Source organism: Bradyrhizobium sp. CCBAU 11430, assembly GCF_028128855.1.
Taxonomy (GTDB): Bacteria; Pseudomonadota; Alphaproteobacteria; order Rhizobiales; family Xanthobacteraceae; genus Bradyrhizobium; species Bradyrhizobium ottawaense.
Window position 1 is genome coordinate 16,549 of the sequence record NZ_LBJV01000031.1, and the last position, 17,294, is coordinate 33,842.

Sequence of the window (17,294 nt, forward strand, 5' to 3'; positions counted from 1 at the left end):
CAAGTTCGATTCCTAATCGCCAAATTGCTCAGCATTCGAACGACGATCCGACCCCTACGGCACCTGCTTGTGCAAAGGCAAGCCAGGCGATCGCAGTGTCTTGGATACCGGTGCCGGTGAGATCGGCGAGTGTGATTTGCTTCTCGCTCGAGCGGCCTGTTTTCGTACCCGCGACGATCTCGCCTAGCTCCGAGAAGCTTGCCTCGGCCGCCACCGTTCTCGCAGCAATAGCATGATGCAATTCGCCAAGACTGCGCGCCTGCGAAAGGCGGTCGGGAACATAGAGATCCGCCAGACCGATCGCGTGCGGATCAATTTCGTTCTTGTGTTGGGCGTCAGATCCCATAGCTGTAACATGCTGTCCGGGTTCCAGCCATGCAGCACTCAAGATAGGTTTGTCAGCAGGCGTCGTCGTAACGACGATATCTGATCCAACCACAGCCTCCACCGGTTCCGCGTGAGCGGTTATCGGAAATCCCAATTGCTGGGATAGCTCCTTCGCAACTGCTTCGGCTCTCTGCGCATTGCGCGCCCAAATACGAGCCTGACGGATAGGCCGGACCAGCGTCAGCGCCTGGAGTTGCATTCTAGCTTGAATTCCGGCACCTAAAATTGCAGCAACGGAAGCGTCCTTGCGCGCGAGATACTTTGCTGCGACCGCACCAGCGGCAGCCGTGCGCACGTTGGTTAAATAGCCATTATCTAACATTAACGCCTGCACCAACCCGGTATTGGAGGAAAGCAGCACCATCAAGCCATTTGTACTCGGGAGACCTATTCTTGGATTATCGAAGAAGCCGGGGCTAATCTTCACAGCAAACCCGTCAAGACCGGGAACATAGGCCGTCTTGACGTCGACTTCGCCCCGATGTTCGCTAATATCAAGGCGCAGGATAGACGGCATAGCCACCTTTTTCGTGGCGAGCGAATGGAATGCATGCTCGACACATTGCACTGCCACAAGATCGAGGGGCACGAGTTCTCGAAGCTCGCGTTCGGCGAGAATCTTGATTGTTCGCATCAGACGTCTCCCCGAAGCGGATCGCTCAGTCCATTTACGACACGACGATGCATTTCCATATCGACATTGCGACCAGACAGCACAAGCGCGACCGGTCCCCGCAATCCCGCGATTTTATTGGCGAGCAGCGCTGCAATACCAACTGCACCTGCGCCTTCGACGATTTCGCGTTCTTTTTCGTACGCATGCCGAATACCGGCCGCGATCTCGCTCTCGGTTACCAATAATAGTTCATCCAGTAGACTGTGACACATTCCGAACGTCAGCTCGTTGTGAAGACCAATGCCGCCGCCCAACGCATCAGCGAGACTTCGAACTTCCTCAACCTGGACAGGTCGACCAGCGTCGAGGCTCGCCTTCATAGCCGCGCCATGCTGCATGCTAACCCCGATGAGTCTCACATCTGGCCGCACACCCTTGATAGCTACGGCTATTCCAGCAGCTAGCCCACCTCCGGAGACCGGCACGAGCACAGTGGCAATGTCAGGCAACGCTTCAAAGATCTCGAGACCGATCGTCCCCTGCCCAGCAATGATGTCAGGATGATCGAATGGTGGCAGCAACACGAGCCCCTTTTCATCTACCAGCCGACCGACCTCTATCTCCGCCTCGTCCTGTGAATCGCCAATGATCCTAACGTCCGCACCAAGGCGCCGTATTTCCTCAACTTTGTTGTTTGGGACCAGCCGGGACATGCAGATCGTCGCACACGAACCCACCGCGCGGGCTGCGTAAGCCAATGCGCGCCCATGATTACCGGTCGACACGGCGACAACCCCTCGGGCCCGCTCGGTTTCCGTGAGCTTGAGAATAGCGTTGGTTGCACCGCGTATTTTGAAGCTACCTGTCGTTTGTTGGTGCTCGAGCTTCAAAACTACCGGCACTCTGCAAAGATCGGACAGTGTCGGCGAGGGCACGATTGGCGTCGAAAGAATGTGCCCTCTGATACGACCGCGCGCATCCTGAATAGCCCCCACATCCATCATAGATAGCTTTCCTTTAAGTAGGTGACCCGATCAAGTTGTTACCTGAGTGGGACGACTTGCCCCGATAAAGCTTGCATAGATCGAACGACGGCCGCGACCTAGATCAAGCCGCTCTTGGGTTCTTGGGTTTCGACAACGAGAGACTTACCACAGATCCGTTCTATCGCCAGGAGATCACGTTCCTCTTCAGCTCTTGACAACGCTATCGCTGGCGCGACCGCAAAACGGGGCGCCTCACGGTTCGCGTTCGCGAACAGGTGAAGGGTATTGCGAGGCGTTAGCCGGTTGCGGCGAAAAGCGCTTTTAGGCGGGGAAATTCTGCACCGAAGCGGAAGTTGTGCCGGTTCCTTGCACATCGGCAGATCAAGCCGCGAAGAACGGCATCTGGGGTTGATAGCTTGCAGTCTCTGCAAGCTACCATTCACGACGAGCTGCGCCCGGACTAAATTTCAAATATTATTCGTGGCAGCTTGGAGAACGTTTCGGCGCCCACTTCGGTAACGCGGAAGGTTTCGCTGATTACATACCCAAAGTCTTCGTCGATCCAGTTTCCAAGCATCAAGTGGAAAGTCATGTTCGGCTTTAAGACAGTCCGATCGCCTTCCTTGAGACTGGCCGTCGGTTCTGTCCAGTCTATTCCGATGGCGTAACCGCAGCGCGACTCTTTCTCTAAACCCCGTTTCTTCATTGCGGCGTTGAAAGCCGCCGCGACATCGCCACAGATGGCGCCGGGCTTGACAGCGTTGAGGGCAGCTTCCAGGCCGGCCACTTCAGCGTCGTGAACTCTGCGCAGCCGGTCTGAAGGCTTACCGATCGAAAACGTCCGCATCAGCGCCGAGATATAGCCGTGACGCACGCCCCCAAATTCAAGGTTGATTTGGGAGCCCTGCCGGAAAAAATCCTCACTCCACCGGATATGGGCGGTAGCCGAACGCGGTGAGGCGCACAGGAAAAAGCCCGAAACATCAGTGCTCGGCTTCTCATCGACGCCGCGGATCAGCGCCGCGATGATCTCTGCGGCCGCATCAGCTTCTTTCACCCCCGGACGGATAACCTCTTTCGCCCGCGTCATGCCAGCATCAGCATTCGCGGCAGCCTCTCGCATGAGAGCGATTTCGAGATCGGATTTGATTCCCCGGATCTGGTGGACGCCATTGACGAAATCAATGATCATTGCGTTCGCCATTCTGACCTTGAATTTTTCGGTGGTTTGAGCCGAGATGGACTTTATCTCGATGCCGACTCTCCCGCCAGCAAGACCGTTGTCATGCATAAAGTCGATTATCGTATCAAAACCATCCCTGTCAGGATTGGCGATGAGATCTTCCGGATAGCCAATGACCCGATTGTTATCGATAAACATTTGATGCATCGCGGCGGGAGCATCCATACGCCGTGTAAAGAAGGTTGGCTCTTCTTGCTTCAAGGAAACGATCAGGCCTTGCGGGACATACGCAGACTTGCTGGTGTAACCCGAAAGGTAGGTAATATTGGCGGGGCTTGTGACCATCAGCACATCGATTTCGCTTCGCTCCATTTCCCCTTTAACCGCCGTGAGCCTTCGTAGATATTCGGTTCGCGGAAACGCCTGCGGTGCTTTTGGCATTGCCATGATTTAACTCCTCTGTTGGATTACTTACGCTCCTGCAGCCCTGCCGTTTGCTCCAAGCGACCGAAGCGCTGCAATGCTACGGATGGCAGGAGAAGTGCACTTGGCGCTGTGCTTCACCTCGCAAGCTGCGACAAGAGCGGCTCGTTCCCGGATGATGGTACCATCAAAAGCCGGCCTGTCGGAGGATCGCGCGGACGGAGGCGTGTTCGCAACTGGCGCGAAAGGCGTCAGCTCTAAAGGGCGACTGCCCGTCATCATCGCAGGTCATTGTCGCACATACCGATGGTCCGCTAAGGAAGATGTAAAGCTGTCCCCATTGTATTTGGCGAGCATGAGCCCGACGCTACCAATGAGCTCCGATGGTCGACTATGTTTGAGGATTGTTAGATTTTGTTCGTCCATTTTTCTCAATCACCTCGATCAGAGCAGTCGATCGATTTGAGGGCCTGCCTTGTTGCCTTGAACTCATAAGGAATCGTATCGGCGATATCCGAGGCAGCAAAACTTCGTTGCCCCGCTATGGCGCACGCATTCGTTTCAGACGCTTCTAGAATGCCGTTGTCGCAAACATGTTTACGTCGTATTTCGCCGATGGCAGACGAATTCCTGCACACGGTCGAGCCGAAAGAAATCGCCTCGCTGCTCGGGAGGAGCAACAGAACACCAGCCCGAGCTTGGATTCTGCAAACACGAAAGTGAGCCAGGCGAGAAACAGTTGGAATCGTCGTGCTCACTTCGGCTCGGAAGTGCGGATATCCACTACCGACCGCGGAAGCTCTGAGCAGCGGCCTCACAATAAAGGTACAGGCTCCGCTCGCCCCTCCCGAAGCTCAGGGCACCGCAAATAGTGCCTCCCGGGCTCGGCTGTGGCTCTTGGCACTGGGATGTCGTTAGGTCCGCAGAAGCTGCTGGTCAAAGATCGCTCCGATCATGTCTAGCGTTGGCATTAACACCAACGGGCGCTCGTGTATTGACTTCGTTATCGTTGCGGGATTGCTTCACTATGCGATACCGATGTCGATCCTGATCCTGATAGGAGCGATACAAAACCTGAACCCGCGATTGACCGAGGCTGCTCAGTCTCTGGGCGCGTCTGCGCTAACGGCTCATCGCACCGTAAACCATACCCTTATGCATCCGCGGAACTGTGTCCGCATATCTTAGTCTCGATGACTCTTGGCGTAAGCGCCTTTGTTATACCCGGGTCCTTGGGCGTGGTCGGGTGCAGTTCATCTCGAATCCTACCTACAGCCGATTTAGCGAGGTCGCCAATTATCCAAGCGGTGCGGCGATTTCGATTGTCATGATGGCCCTCTCGTTGCTCCTGATCTTCATCATGTCCAGATTGGCGACATCCCTTGAACGGACCTGAGAGTAAGATGCTCGTCAAAAAAGAGACACTCAACGCAATAATGGCGCCCGGCGCGGAGACGGTCGCCAAACCCAAAACCGGTGCTCCGCAAGCGAACTGCAGACGCCGTCCTTTTCTTTGGCACCACTGCTATCATTGCAGCGACAACGGTCTTGCTGCTCTGCGCGACGGGGAGCGTATAGGTGTTGAGATCGCTCAGGAAAAGGCCAATCGCCACATCGTCCATCGAAGTCGCAAACGCGAAAACTGCACCAGCAGCAATACTATTCATGGCGAGCGGCAAGGTTACCGTGAAAAATACCTGGCACTCGTTCGCAGCAAGCGACAGCGCTGCCTCACGAAGAGCTTCGCTGATTCCGGAAAGACCAACCAGGGTCATTCTGATCGTGAAGGGAAGTGGTAATGATCAGGTGCCCGGCAAACAGTTTGGAAAGACGGGCAGCAGTCGAAGACCGAAAGGAACATAAGTAGGCCAAAGCCAAATAATTACTCCTGGCAGAACGAGCGGCGATAGAAACGTAGTGGTGACAAGATCGCGCCATCGCGGAGACATCCAGCTAATCGCTAGCGCGGCTAATGCTCCAATCGCGGTCGCAGCGATCGTCGTAGCCGTCGCCAGCAGTAGGCTAGTATTGGATGCCGACCTGCGGTTGACGGTGTATCTCTGGAAACCGAGCAAGGAAAGGTCCGGAGTTTTTTAAGTCGCGCAGATTCGACTCGGAAGGAAGATCCACGATTCGGTGAGAGGGCCAACACTGCAAATGTGCTGCGAACTTCGGTGACATCCATGATGCGGCTGCAACAGGCAGTACATCGAACTGAGCCGGTTTGGGCTGAGATCGCAATACGGCTGCATATCTGCGATTATCGGTCAAAGCTTGCTTTGATACCAGAGCAACCATGCTGCAGAGCCGCGCGTTTATGAAAGACACCACCAGTTGCGACTGCGGCGGCTACAATGAGTGAGGTGACCGTACCGACGCCCGACGATTCATTAAGCGACGAGCGTGCATCGTGATCGGCGAGTTCGCCGATTTCCTGTGATTGGCGCGGATCACCGACGAGATAGTGACCTTGCGATCGGTTTCTCCAGTCCCTGAAGCACTGGCGCGGCGATCGCACAGAGAGAGTAGTCGGCGAACCTCATCAAGCAGCCGCCACGGGCCTTGCAAGCGACGTTCAGGTGCTTCTTCTGAACTCGAAAGGCGTATCTTCCTCTGATGCCAGAAAGAGCCGCTGTGCATTTCGAAGGCGACGTCGCCCCACGTTCGCGACCCTGCGAATTCACCCTCAATACCGTTCAGAGCAGGGGACGATTATCGGTTCCGGCCCTGTGCTGCAAGAATGTACCTTTCTACTTACACTTCCCATTCGCCCCCCATCACTTCAAGCGATTTATGGATTAAACGGCTCACATTCGAATACCGCCCGTCACCACCAGCAGGCGAGGCGTTTAGTCGCCTTTCCCATGCTGCGTCTACTTTTGAGGGAGGATGGCTCGCCGATCGCGGAGTTAAGCCAGCACGGAAGACTTCCGGCTCACGAGACTTCCTACTTGTTCGCCAGTTCGTCCATCACCTGTTTCGTTGCTTGATAAGCGACCTCAACGATTTCGTCGATCTCAGCCTCGGAAACAACCAGAGGCGGTGCAAAGCCAAGAATGTCTCCATGCGGCATCGCTCGGGCAATAAGCCCCCGATCACGAGCCGCCTTTGAGATGCGGGCACCGACCTTCAGCCCCGGATCAAATCGCCGCTTCGTCTGGCGATCGGCAACATACTCGATTGCGCCTAGCAGGCCCACGCCTCGAACTTCCCCGACGATCTCCAGCTGTGCAAATCGGTCCTTAAGTCGCTTTTGGAAGTGCGCGCCGACAGTTCGGGCTCGATCGCTTAGTCGCTCTTTCTCGACGATATCGAGAACCGCATTGGCGGCTGCTGCGGCGATCGGATGGCCTGAGTAAGTATATCCATGGGAGAATGCTCCGACGCGATCGGCGGCCTCCTCCATAACCTTGTAAACTCTCTCGCCGACGATAGCTCCCGAGAGCGGCATGTACCCGGATGTCAGCCCTTTGGCGACTGTGACAAGGTCCGGTTCGATCCCGTACAGCGTGCTCCCGAACTCCGCACCGGTGCGACCGAATCCACAGATGACCTCATCGGCAATTAATAGGACGTCGTACCGCCTTAGCACAGCCTGGATTTCACGCCAGTAGCCCGCAGGCGGCGGTGTGATACCGCCCGTGCCGAGCACCGGTTCAGCGATAAAAGCACCAACCGTTTCTGGGCCCTCTCGCACGATAAGCTGTTCGAGCTCGGCTGCTCGCCGGCGAGAAAAGTCTTCTTCCATCTCGCCGGGTTCAGCGCCCCAATAGTGATGCGGCGTGCCTGTATGGAGAACCCCCGGGAAAGGCAGATCCATGTGATCGTGATAAAATGACATTCCCGTCATCGAACCTGAGATCACCGAGCAACCATGATACCCGCGCTCACGCGCAATAATCTTCTTCCTTTTGGGCTGCCCACGTAGATTATTGTAGTACCAGACGAGCTTTGCTTGAGTCTCGTTGGCATCCGATCCCGAGAGCCCATAGAACACTTTGCTTGCCTTGCCGGGCGCCATGCGCACAAGGCGATCCGAAAGCTTGGCCAGTTCTTCGGTCGTGTGCGCAGCATATGTATGGTAGTACGCTAAGCCGTAGGCTTGGCGCGCAATGGCTTCGGCCACTTCGGTGCGACCGTAGCCAATGTTTACACAGTAGAGGCCAGCAAAGCCGTCGATATAACTGCGCCCCTCTGCGTCCTTGATATGAATCCCCTTTCCGCCAGTGACGATGGTCGGGTCGCCAATCTTACCGGTGGCGAAGTCCTTGAGCTGGGTGAAAGGATGCAGAACACTTGAGCGATCCCGTTCAGCAATGGTCTTGATGTCGATCATGTTGCTCTCCTAAGCCGCCAGGTCGCCGAAGCAGACGTATTTCAATTCCATAAATTCCGCCAATCCGTGTCGCGACCCTTCGCGACCGAGTCCAGATTGTTTCCACCCGCCGAACGGAATGGGCGGGCCAGTAAATGAAGCTGTATTGATGCCCAGCATGCCGCACTCGATCCGTTCTGACAGTCGCATCGCTCGACGTAGATTGTCCGTGTAGACGTAACCAGCGAGCCCCATTTCGCTAGCGTTTGCTCGGGCGATAACTTCTTCTTCCGAATCGAAGGGAAGCACGGCTGCCACCGGCCCGAATGTTTCCTCGCGAGCGATGAGCATGCTCTCGGTAACATCGCTAAGTAACGTCGGAGGAACGAAATTGGGGCCTAAGCTCGCGCCCTGCTGCGGCGAGACAACGCGCGCGCCCTTCATTACGGCATCATCAATGTGAGACCTGCATTTCTCGGCGACTGATAACTTGGTCATTGGTCCGATATCTGTTGCAGGCTCCAGACCATGGCCCATTCTCAACTGGGCTATCCCAGCGGCAAAGCTTTCAACGAAGGCGCCATAAATGCTTCTTTGCACGTAGATGCGGTTAGCAGCCAAACAGTCCTGACCAGACGTAGCAAACTTTGCCGCCATCGCGCCTTTGACGGCCTTCTCAAGATCAACATCGTCAAACACCAGAAAAGGAGCATGCCCCCCCAACTCGAGTGACACCTTCTTGACGCTCTCGGCTGCCCCCTCAAGAAGCAAACGACCCACTTCCGTAGAACCCGTAAACGACAGAGCGCGTATTCTTGTATCGCTCAACAGGGGCATCGAAAGTTCGATCGGATCGCCGACGAGCACCTGAAACACCCCCCGCGGGAGCCCGGCCTGCTCGGCCAGCCTGGCCAGGGCCAGCGCGGATAACGGCGTCTCGGGAGCAGGCTTCACAATGATCGGACATCCGGCAGCGAGGGCGGCCCCCGCCTTCCGTGTGATCATCGCTATGGGAAAATTCCACGGGGTTATCGCCGCCGCGACACCTATTGGCTGCAGTCGCACGTGAAGCAGGCTTCCAAGCTTATGGCTCGGGATCGTCTCCCCGTATGCCCGCTCACCCTCTACAGCGAACCACTCAAGAAAGCCAGCACCGTACGCTATTTCCTGACGCGCCTCAGCAAGCGGCTTACCTTGTTCGCTAGTCACCAGGGTCGCGAGCTCCTCCTCGTGCTCAAGCATCAATGAGGCCCAGCTCCGGAGAAGCGCACCTCTCCTTGCCGGCAGCAATTCTCGCCACACAGAAAAAGCCCGCTCGCCCGCAGCTATTGCCACCTCCATCTCTGCGCCCCCGCAACGAGCAACATCCGCGATCTTCTCGCCCGTCGCTGGATCGATCACATGGTCCCGCTCGCCGCCGGGTACCCACTGCCCGTCGACGAGCGCCGCTCCAGCTAGAAAATCACGACGGCGCAGATTTTGCAGATACCTGCTAGCCAGACCGACCGAGTGCGGACGTTTGTGCCGGGTATTTTGAAACGTCATTTTGGGGTCCCAAGCGGTCATTTTATTGAAATTGCCCATGCAATCAGGATACTGATAGTGCATAGAGATTTGCATCGCATTTCCCACTAGCTCGAACGATTTCCTGCAACACACCCGCACTTCGCGACGGAATGCACCTGAAGGCTGGAGCTCAATCATGCAATACGACCGGATAGACGCCCGCATCCTGGAGATCGTCCAGAAGAATAACCGCCTGACTTCCGAGGTTATCGGTGAAATGGCTGGGCTTTCTGCGACGGCATGTCAGCGCCGGTTGAAGCGCCTCCGCTCGGACGGAATCATTGAAGCCGATGTTTCGATCGTTTCCGCAAGAGCGGTGGGAAGACCCATCCAGATGCTTGTGCTGGTGAGCCTCGAACGAGAGCGATCAGACATCATAGACAAGTTCAAGAAGGCCATCAAATCCTCGGCTGAGGTCGTCAACGGCTTTTACGTCACCGGCGACGCCGATTTTGTTCTCTACATTACCGCCCGAACCATGGAAGATTATGAGCAGTTCACACGTCGCTTCTTCTATGAGAACTCGGATATCAAAGGCTTCAAAACCATGGTCATAATGGATCGGGTGAAGACAGGCTTTGCCATTCCGATCGAGTCTCCGTCCGAGAAGTGAACGGGGCGCTCCTCCCTCTGACTAGTGTTCGTGCGGTTTTTCATCGCTCATTCGCGCACAACGCCAAAAAACAATCGCCTCGATGCTCTACTCTGCCTGCTGGGACGCTTTCTTGAGCGGCTTTCTTTCGAATTGATTTTCACAGCAGCCAGCTTGACCCAAGTGGCTCGTCAATCGATCGCATGAGCCATCCAGTCTGACGGGACGATGCAAAATCTAAGAACTTGGCGGAAATTCCTCTGCGGTTCACTTGACGAAGTAGCTCCACTTGCTTCGGCGGACCGTGGCGGCAGGGCCGATATCCCCTACTCACGACAAACGGCATCGAGGTCGGGATCGCGGCGACCGGATTATGCCGCGAGCGCGGTAAGCCAAGTTATCGAGAGCACGCCGTATCCGGTCCACCTCGCGCTGTTGTCGCAGGTTGCCTCCGCATTAGAGAGACGGTTTCTCGCGCACGAGGCGAGCAAGACCATGTTCCACAGCAATTTCCGGTCGTTTACCATTACTGTACGGCCTTCGTACGCGAGCTGTGCAGACCGAACGAAGTGTCTCGCCGTTTCCTAAAGGCCAAGTGTTTTTAGGCCATCAACAGCCGCGGCAATCCAATCATCGGACGCAAGGCAGGGGCCGAGGTGATCAATTTGTCCAAGCCAAAGACGTTTCGCGCTGATAGCATCACCGCACCGCTTCGCTTTCTCACCTTCCGGCGCATCTGGATAGCGAGCGTGCTTGCCAACCTGGGCGCTCTCATTCGGAGCGTCGGCGCCGCTTGGGCAATGACCCAGATGACATCATCGGCGGACAAAGTCGCGCTTGTGCAGACCGCTCTGATGTTACCGGTCATGTTCATCTCAATGCCAGCCGGTGCGATCGCCGACATGTATGACCGCCGTATAGTTGCACTAGTCTCGGTCGGTATCGCGCTCGCCGGCGCATCCGCGCTGACGGCGCTCGCTTGGCTTGACTTGATCACTCCGAATTTGTTGCTCGCATTGTGCTTCGTAGTTGGAAGCGGCATGGCCCTGATGGATCCGGCCTGGCAATCCGCGGTCAGCGAGCAAGTGCCGTTGGAAACCCTTCCGGCGGCGGTGGCGCTGAACAGTATCAGCTACAACATTGCACGAAGCGTGGGTTCGGCGATCGGCGGTATCGTGGTTGCAACTGCGGGTGCGGTCGCTGCATTCGCTCTCAATGCCTTGCTTTACCTTCCGCTGATGCTCGCGCTGTTCCTATGGAAGCGCATTTCTGTACCGAGCCGTCTGCCGCCTGAGAAACTTAGTCGCGCTATCGTTTCAGGTGTGCGCTATATCATCAATTCGCCGTCGATCATGATCGTGCTGGTGCGCTCCATGGTGATGGGTGTAATCGGCGGCGGAATTATCGCGCTCATGCCGCTTGTAGCTCGTGACCTGCTGCATGGCGGCGCACAAACGTACGGCACGATGCTCAGCGCTTTTGGTCTCGGCGCGGTGGTCGGAGCACTCAATATCACCGAGCTGCGCAAGCGCATGACCGGTGAGGCGGCAATTCGAGCCTGCGCTCTTTCGATGGGCGGGGCGGTGACCGCAGTAGCGCTGAGCGGAGCGCCGGTATTGACGGCGGTTGCGCTGTTCCTCGCGGGCGCCGTGTGGATGATCGCCTGGGCGCTGTTTAACATTGGGGTGCAGCTGGCAGCGCCGCGCTGGGTCGCCGGTCGATCGCTGGCGGCCTACCAGGCGGCGGGATCGGGCGGAATTGCCATTGGCAGCTGGGCCTGGGGTTATCTGGCCGATGTCACGGGCGTGCAGACAACCCTGCTGATTTCGGCCGGTTTAATGCTTGTAACACCGGTTTTGGGGTTCTGGCTGCCGATGCCACGCATCAGTGCTCGTGAGCAAGAAGCCGAGATGCTGGCCGATCCCGAAGTTCGGCTCGAACTTTCGGGACGCACTGGTCCGCTTGTTGTCGAGATTGAATACCGCGTATCGCGGGAGAATGCGCGGGCGTTTCACAATGTGATGCAGGACGTGCAGCTATTCCGCCAGCGCACCGGCGCCTATGGCTGGTCCATTGCGCGTGACATCGCCGACCCCGAACTCTGGACTGAGCGCTATCACTGTCCAACATGGCTAGATTATCTGCGACAGCGCAACCGGTCGACGCTGTCGGAGCGCGCCCTAGATGAACAGGCCGCCGCTTTCCACGTTGGCCCTGAGCCTATACGTGTCCGCCGCATGCTGGAGCGCCCGTTCGGATCGGTGCGCGGGAACGACGATGAGCCTGATCGCGCGGCGAAGGAATTGGTGCACGGTCAAGGGCTGATCGGAGCTGATGAGCTTGCCGAAGCGGGGCGCCGGACAGGCAAGCTTGAGCAGCAACAAAGGTTGCTCCAAAGGTCTTGATTACCTTGATCAGGCATTCACTATTAGGCAGATTGCCGTTTAACCGTCCAAGACGCTAATCCGATCATGGGGATTCCGAAGGAGTGGCCCACGAAGTCAGGGAAATGCCCCCTAGAGGAGGATCAGGCACCGCTCTGATCCGATGGGTGAGAAGATAGGCCGAGGCTCTCGGCGACCGCCTTATAGGTGAGACGACCGCGATAGACATTCAGGCCCGTACGCAGATGTGGATTTTAGAGGATGGCCGCGAATCCCTTGTTGGCGAGCGCCAAGCCAAACGGCGGCGTGGCGTTGTTCAGAGCCCGGCTCGGGTGGGCGGGACAGCTCCAGGGATATTGGGAACGCAATATGGATGGCGCCATCCACCTCGTAAGTTGGATCTGCGTGTGTCGATGGACGCGGGATCCCGAAGCACCCGCCCTGATCGATAGCTACGTCAACAATCACGGAGCCTTTCCGCATCGAGGTTCAACATGCTGCGGCTGACAAGCTTCGGCGCGCTCGCGCCGGGAACGAGAACGCTGCCAATGAGGACATTGGCCGCGAATACCTCCTCCTCAACAGAGTCGATAGTCGAGCATCTGGTACGAACTCGCTCTCCGAACGGTTCATCCAGGTCGCGAAGCCGGCGAACGAAACGACCGAGGATTGTGACCTCGGCGCTGAGGTCTGCCGCCAGCCGCGCAGCGTGAGTACCGGATCGATGCGCTGTTCGAGATCGAACGCTCGAAATCAATCGCAGGAGCCCTGAAGGGCGTCTGGAGGTGCGACAGACGCTGAGCCGGCCTTTGGTCCGGGACCTTCGGGTCTACATGCGCGAACCGCTCGCCAAAAACTGCCTCGCGGTCACGACCTGGCCAAGGCGTTCAACTATATCCTGAAGCGATGGGCGAGCCTCACGCCTGGACGCGTGTGTCTCTCCAACAATGTCGCCGAACGGCGCTTGCGAGGTATTGCTCTTGGACGGAAATCCTGGCGGTTCCGCGGATCTGACTGCGGAGGGCGACACGCCGCAGCCATGTAAGGTTTGATCGCACAGCAAATGAACGGCATAGATCCGCAAGCCTGACTGGCCGATGTCCTCGCTGGCATCGCACCTCATCCGGCCCATCGGGTTGACGAGCTTCTGCCCTGGAATTGGGCGCCGGGCTTCAGCGACCTCTGCTCGTGCGGCATGACCATCCACGTTAACAACGTCCATGACGTCACCAACGTTACCAAGGTCGCGGGGGACCTCGGCGAAGATGAAGATTGCTTGTGTGACATCGCCGACAAGATGGAGATCGAGGACGGCGGCGTCTGGGTCTATCGCATCGGAGAAGACGGCGTCCAGGGTTCGCCGGCTCCGGAACGAGAACCTGAGCGAGCTCATCAAGTTCTACTAAAGAGACCCAGAACTGCTCAGGCGGGAATCCTGCAGCCTACGCCGAATGGATACCATCCTGCATTCAGCGAGTACGGGCATTTGGCAGAGGCAAGGCGCCTGCTCTTCCATACTGAAGCTGAGCGGCGGATGCCGTCTCTCGGACGACCCTGCCTGCTTATTGTCTCTCCTGTTCGCTCCACCTATCGCGCTTCCTTACCAGGCAGGAACTCCACTCACCTGCTCGTTCACGTTCATGAGGCCCCACTCTGTGCCCCCTCCGCCATACATGCTTGGAAAGTCAAACCGCATGCCTACGCTGCCCATAGGTGACGCCATCTGTATTCAAGTGCTTGTTTCTCCAGATGCACGTGCCGAGGCAGCGCCGACCTTAGTGATGGCCTAAACTGCCGTGCGTGAACCGGTTCGCTGGTCGCTCGAGACCAAGATTCTCCCTTAGAGTTTGTCCGGAGTATTTCGATCGAAATCTCCCTCGCCGGCGCAGTTCAGGAACGACCAACTCGACGAACTCTTTCAGACCACCAGGAGCAGTTGCCGACAACACATTAAATCCGTCGGCAGCCTGTTGGTCAAATGTCTCTATCATCGCATCAGCGATCTCCTCCGGTGTTCCAACGACCATGAGATGCCCCTTACTGTCCGATATAAATTGGATCAGTTGTCTCCAGGTAAACTTCTGACGTGCGGCAAGATCGATGAGCAGCTTCTGACGGCTCTGAATCGCATTTGTTTGCGGTAAAGTCTCAGGGACCAATGTGTCAAGATCTATCGAACGTAGATCCGTGACTGATCCCAGCCAAAGGTCTGCCGCCCCAATTTGGACGTCAATGTGTGTATCGGACCGTAGCTTTTGAAGCTTCTCAGAAGCTTCTTGTTTGGTTTTTCCAACGATCGGAACAATACCCGGCATGATTAGCAGCTGATCATCATCCCGCCCGAGTGCCCGGGCGCGCTGTTTGAGATTGGCGTAAAATCGCTTACCGTTATAGAGCCACGGCTCGGCGGTGAACACGACTTCGGCAACTTCTGCAGCAAACGCTATGCCTGCATTAGATGCACCAGCTTGAACCAACACGGGGTACCCTTGCGGAGGCCTTGCTATGTTCAAGGGTCCCCTTACGGAAAAATAGTCTCCTCGATGGTTGAGTACATGTAGCTTCGCAGTATCCGCGTAAATACCGGTGTCCTTGTTGCGAACGAACGCATCGTCCTGCCAAGTATCCCAAAGGCCCTTGACTATCTCTACAAACTCGTTCGCTCGAGCGTAACGCTTGTCGTGATCTGGCAGTCGTTCTTCACCAAAATTTTGGGCTTCGGGCGTCATGGCAGAGGTAACAATGTTCCATGCCGCACGTCCTTTTGATAAGTGGTCAAGCGATGCGAATAGCCGCGCAAGATGGTATGGTTGATAGTAGGTTGTCGTGGCTGTCGCAACGAGGCCGATGTCCCGTGTTCGCGAGGAAAGAGCCGACAATAACGTAATTGGCTCGAAGCCTTCGCTCCGACTCACGCGTGACAGCACTGCATGATCATCTATTATGCCTTGATGATCGGCGATAAATATGAAGTGAAACGCGGCATTTTCGGCCAATCTTGCAAGTGCTACATAATGGTCGATATCAATACCGCCATCGGTGGGTACGCTGGGATCCCGCCAAGCACCTTCATGGTATCCTGCCCGGGCAAGATACAGTCCGAGCGTGATTTCCTTGTTAGCTCGCATGCCTTATCTCCCTTAGTTGGACTTCTCTCGCGCGCTGCATTCAATTGTTAAACCTTGCCCAACGAACTTTCGCGGCTGGCGCAATAGCTCGCTACAGCCCCATCGTATGGTACAATTCGGAGCGTGGGAGACGACTGCAACAAACTCTCAAGAGTGCACTTCTCTGAAAACTGACTCTACATAAGATTAAACGAGAGGGGACCTACCAAATGAGAGTGGGGCCCTAGCTCTGACGTTGTGCGGCCCTTCCCACGGGCCTTACTTGGAAGCCGGCATCCCGTGACGTGCTGTTTCTGCCTCCTGACGTTCAGGAGAAGCAAAGCGCAGGGGGTCACTCGATTCTGCACGTGGAGACACGCTCCCATAGACAGGGATCACCAAAGGCATAATGAGTTCTATAGACGAAGATAGTCGAACAAAACCGATACTGCATTCTTTGCGCTCGGGGATTTTGGCAACTTGGAGACGAAATCGGCGAACTTGCGCCGTTCGGATTGCCGGTGGTTCTGATGCATCGAGCAGATCGCGACGATGTTCGTCGGTAGGATAGGCGAAGCGGTCGCGGCGGCGGCACTGACTTCCTGGCGGCCGCCGTCTGTCCGCGCCTCGTACGTTTGGTCTGCCGTTCTCCCCTTGCGCTACTTCTAGCCTTTTCCAACTATCGTCGCGACAACACCGATCAGGGCAGCAGCTAGTTTACCAGGGCGGCCTTCAGCGGCGCGCTGATGGCCGACGTACGCATCTATGGAGGGTCATGGCCGTTCATCGCGCGCCTGTGCTCGCTCGCTCAAGCACGAGGACATCTACCTCAAAAGGCTATGCCGATGGCCGCGAACGCCACGCCAGCATAGCCTCGCCTTCTAGAAGAGAGCCGTCCCCGCTCCATCATCACGCACCGATGGCGGCCCGGCGCAAAGGCGCTCGCAGACTTGTCGATGCGAACGTGGACATGACTCTGCGCTTGGACAACGCTGAAGCGTCGCCCCTCGGCCAAAGCAATCTCCGGCTTCGAAGTGGAAGGCTAGGCCGGGGCCGCCTACGGCGAGAAGAACCTGGATATAGGCATTTTCCGCTTGAAACTAGCAGATGAGTCCAGAAGCTCGCCTTTCGCAAGTTGAGTCTCTCCTAGTGCCCTGAACCGGAAGTTTGCAACATCGCGGCGCGTTGGGGCAGCACTTGCCGATAACCCGTCCGGTCGCAATATCGAGGCCGGCGAAGGGCGATGTGATGGGGTGTCTTTTGTAATGGCGGCTCCTTCGAGCTGGATGGCCGGGACGCATCGGCAGCATCGGCTGACTGCGGTCCAGCGCCTAGATTTGAAACTTTCGACTACACACAGCACTAAGCGTGTGCTGGCGGCAAGACGTAAAGGCCAGCAACCTCGCGTACTTTGGCCACGAACTTCGGATCAGTCGAGCTTGAATGTCTCCAGCCCGGGCGGCTGGAGACAGAAGTCCCGCCAGATACGTTGCACCGTCGACACCGACAAGCCGCTGGCCTTTGCCATACCGCGAAAACTCCAATGAGTGGCGTTCTCGGGATAGCGTTCCGGCGTCCTCACGATCCGGCTTCGGGGCGAGTAGCGTTAATGGTGCGCGGCGCCACCGAGTGCGGCTCATCGTGCAGCCCGGTCATCGCTGCTTTAGAAAGCGCCACCTACCTCACAGGATCAGCACGATCCGGACTCTGAGAGCCAGCGCGTCCGCCGTCATTC

Annotated in this window: 9 protein-coding genes and 2 pseudogenes; 3 read left to right on the forward strand and 8 right to left on the reverse strand. The window is 56.8% G+C overall.

The window, feature by feature from the left end:
- Nucleotides 1-28: 28 nt before the first annotated feature.
- From eutC to XI04_RS08920, 6 genes are all read right to left on the reverse strand, one after another.
- A complete protein-coding gene (gene eutC / locus XI04_RS08890) occupies nucleotides 29-1,021 on the reverse strand; it encodes an ectoine utilization protein EutC (protein WP_271623611.1) in 993 nt (330 codons plus the stop codon).
- Nucleotides 1,021-2,007, reverse strand: a complete 987-nt coding sequence (gene eutB / locus XI04_RS08895) for a hydroxyectoine utilization dehydratase EutB (RefSeq protein WP_271623612.1) — start codon at nucleotides 2,005-2,007, stop codon at nucleotides 1,021-1,023. The genes eutC and eutB overlap by 1 nt, the downstream gene beginning before the upstream one ends.
- A 442-nt stretch (nucleotides 2,008-2,449) precedes the next feature.
- The gene (locus XI04_RS08900; RefSeq protein WP_271623613.1) at nucleotides 2,450-3,619 is read right to left on the reverse strand and encodes a M24 family metallopeptidase; all 1,170 of its coding nucleotides are present in this window, start codon (nucleotides 3,617-3,619) and stop codon (nucleotides 2,450-2,452) included.
- 1,334 nt (nucleotides 3,620-4,953) lie between these two features.
- Nucleotides 4,954-5,370 (reverse strand): ABC transporter permease, encoded by a 417-nt coding sequence (locus XI04_RS38850; RefSeq protein ID WP_442869394.1) that lies wholly within the window; start codon nucleotides 5,368-5,370, stop codon nucleotides 4,954-4,956.
- Between the two features lie 1,172 nt (nucleotides 5,371-6,542).
- Nucleotides 6,543-7,931: an aminotransferase gene (locus XI04_RS08915; protein WP_271623615.1), complete on the reverse strand. Its 1,389-nt coding sequence runs from the start codon at nucleotides 7,929-7,931 to the stop codon at nucleotides 6,543-6,545.
- Between the two features lie 9 nt (nucleotides 7,932-7,940).
- Nucleotides 7,941-9,455, reverse strand: a complete 1,515-nt coding sequence (locus XI04_RS08920; protein ID WP_271623620.1) for an NAD-dependent succinate-semialdehyde dehydrogenase — start codon at nucleotides 9,453-9,455, stop codon at nucleotides 7,941-7,943.
- A 157-nt stretch (nucleotides 9,456-9,612) separates the two neighbouring features.
- Here XI04_RS08920 and XI04_RS08925 point away from each other — a divergent pair, with 157 nt between their 5' ends.
- Nucleotides 9,613-10,089, forward strand: a complete 477-nt coding sequence (locus tag XI04_RS08925; protein ID WP_271623616.1) for an Lrp/AsnC family transcriptional regulator — start codon at nucleotides 9,613-9,615, stop codon at nucleotides 10,087-10,089.
- Nucleotides 10,090-10,724: 635 nt separating this feature from the next.
- Nucleotides 10,725-12,473: an MFS transporter gene (locus XI04_RS08930; RefSeq protein ID WP_271623617.1), complete on the forward strand. Its 1,749-nt coding sequence runs from the start codon at nucleotides 10,725-10,727 to the stop codon at nucleotides 12,471-12,473.
- Nucleotides 12,474-12,595: 122 nt separating this feature from the next.
- Here the strand turns inward: XI04_RS08930 and XI04_RS08935 are convergent.
- Nucleotides 12,596-13,170, reverse strand: a pseudogene (locus XI04_RS08935) (alanine dehydrogenase); the annotation flags it as partial.
- On the opposite strand from XI04_RS08935, the pseudogene XI04_RS08940 reads away from it, so the two are divergent.
- Nucleotides 13,146-13,651: pseudogene (locus XI04_RS08940) on the forward strand (IS66 family transposase); the annotation flags it as partial. The pseudogenes XI04_RS08935 and XI04_RS08940 sit on opposite strands and share 25 nt — an antisense overlap.
- Nucleotides 13,652-14,227: 576 nt before the next feature.
- Here the strand turns inward: XI04_RS08940 and XI04_RS08945 are convergent.
- Nucleotides 14,228-15,580: an LLM class flavin-dependent oxidoreductase gene (locus tag XI04_RS08945; RefSeq protein ID WP_271623618.1), complete on the reverse strand. Its 1,353-nt coding sequence runs from the start codon at nucleotides 15,578-15,580 to the stop codon at nucleotides 14,228-14,230.
- Nucleotides 15,581-17,294: the final 1,714 nt, after the last annotated feature.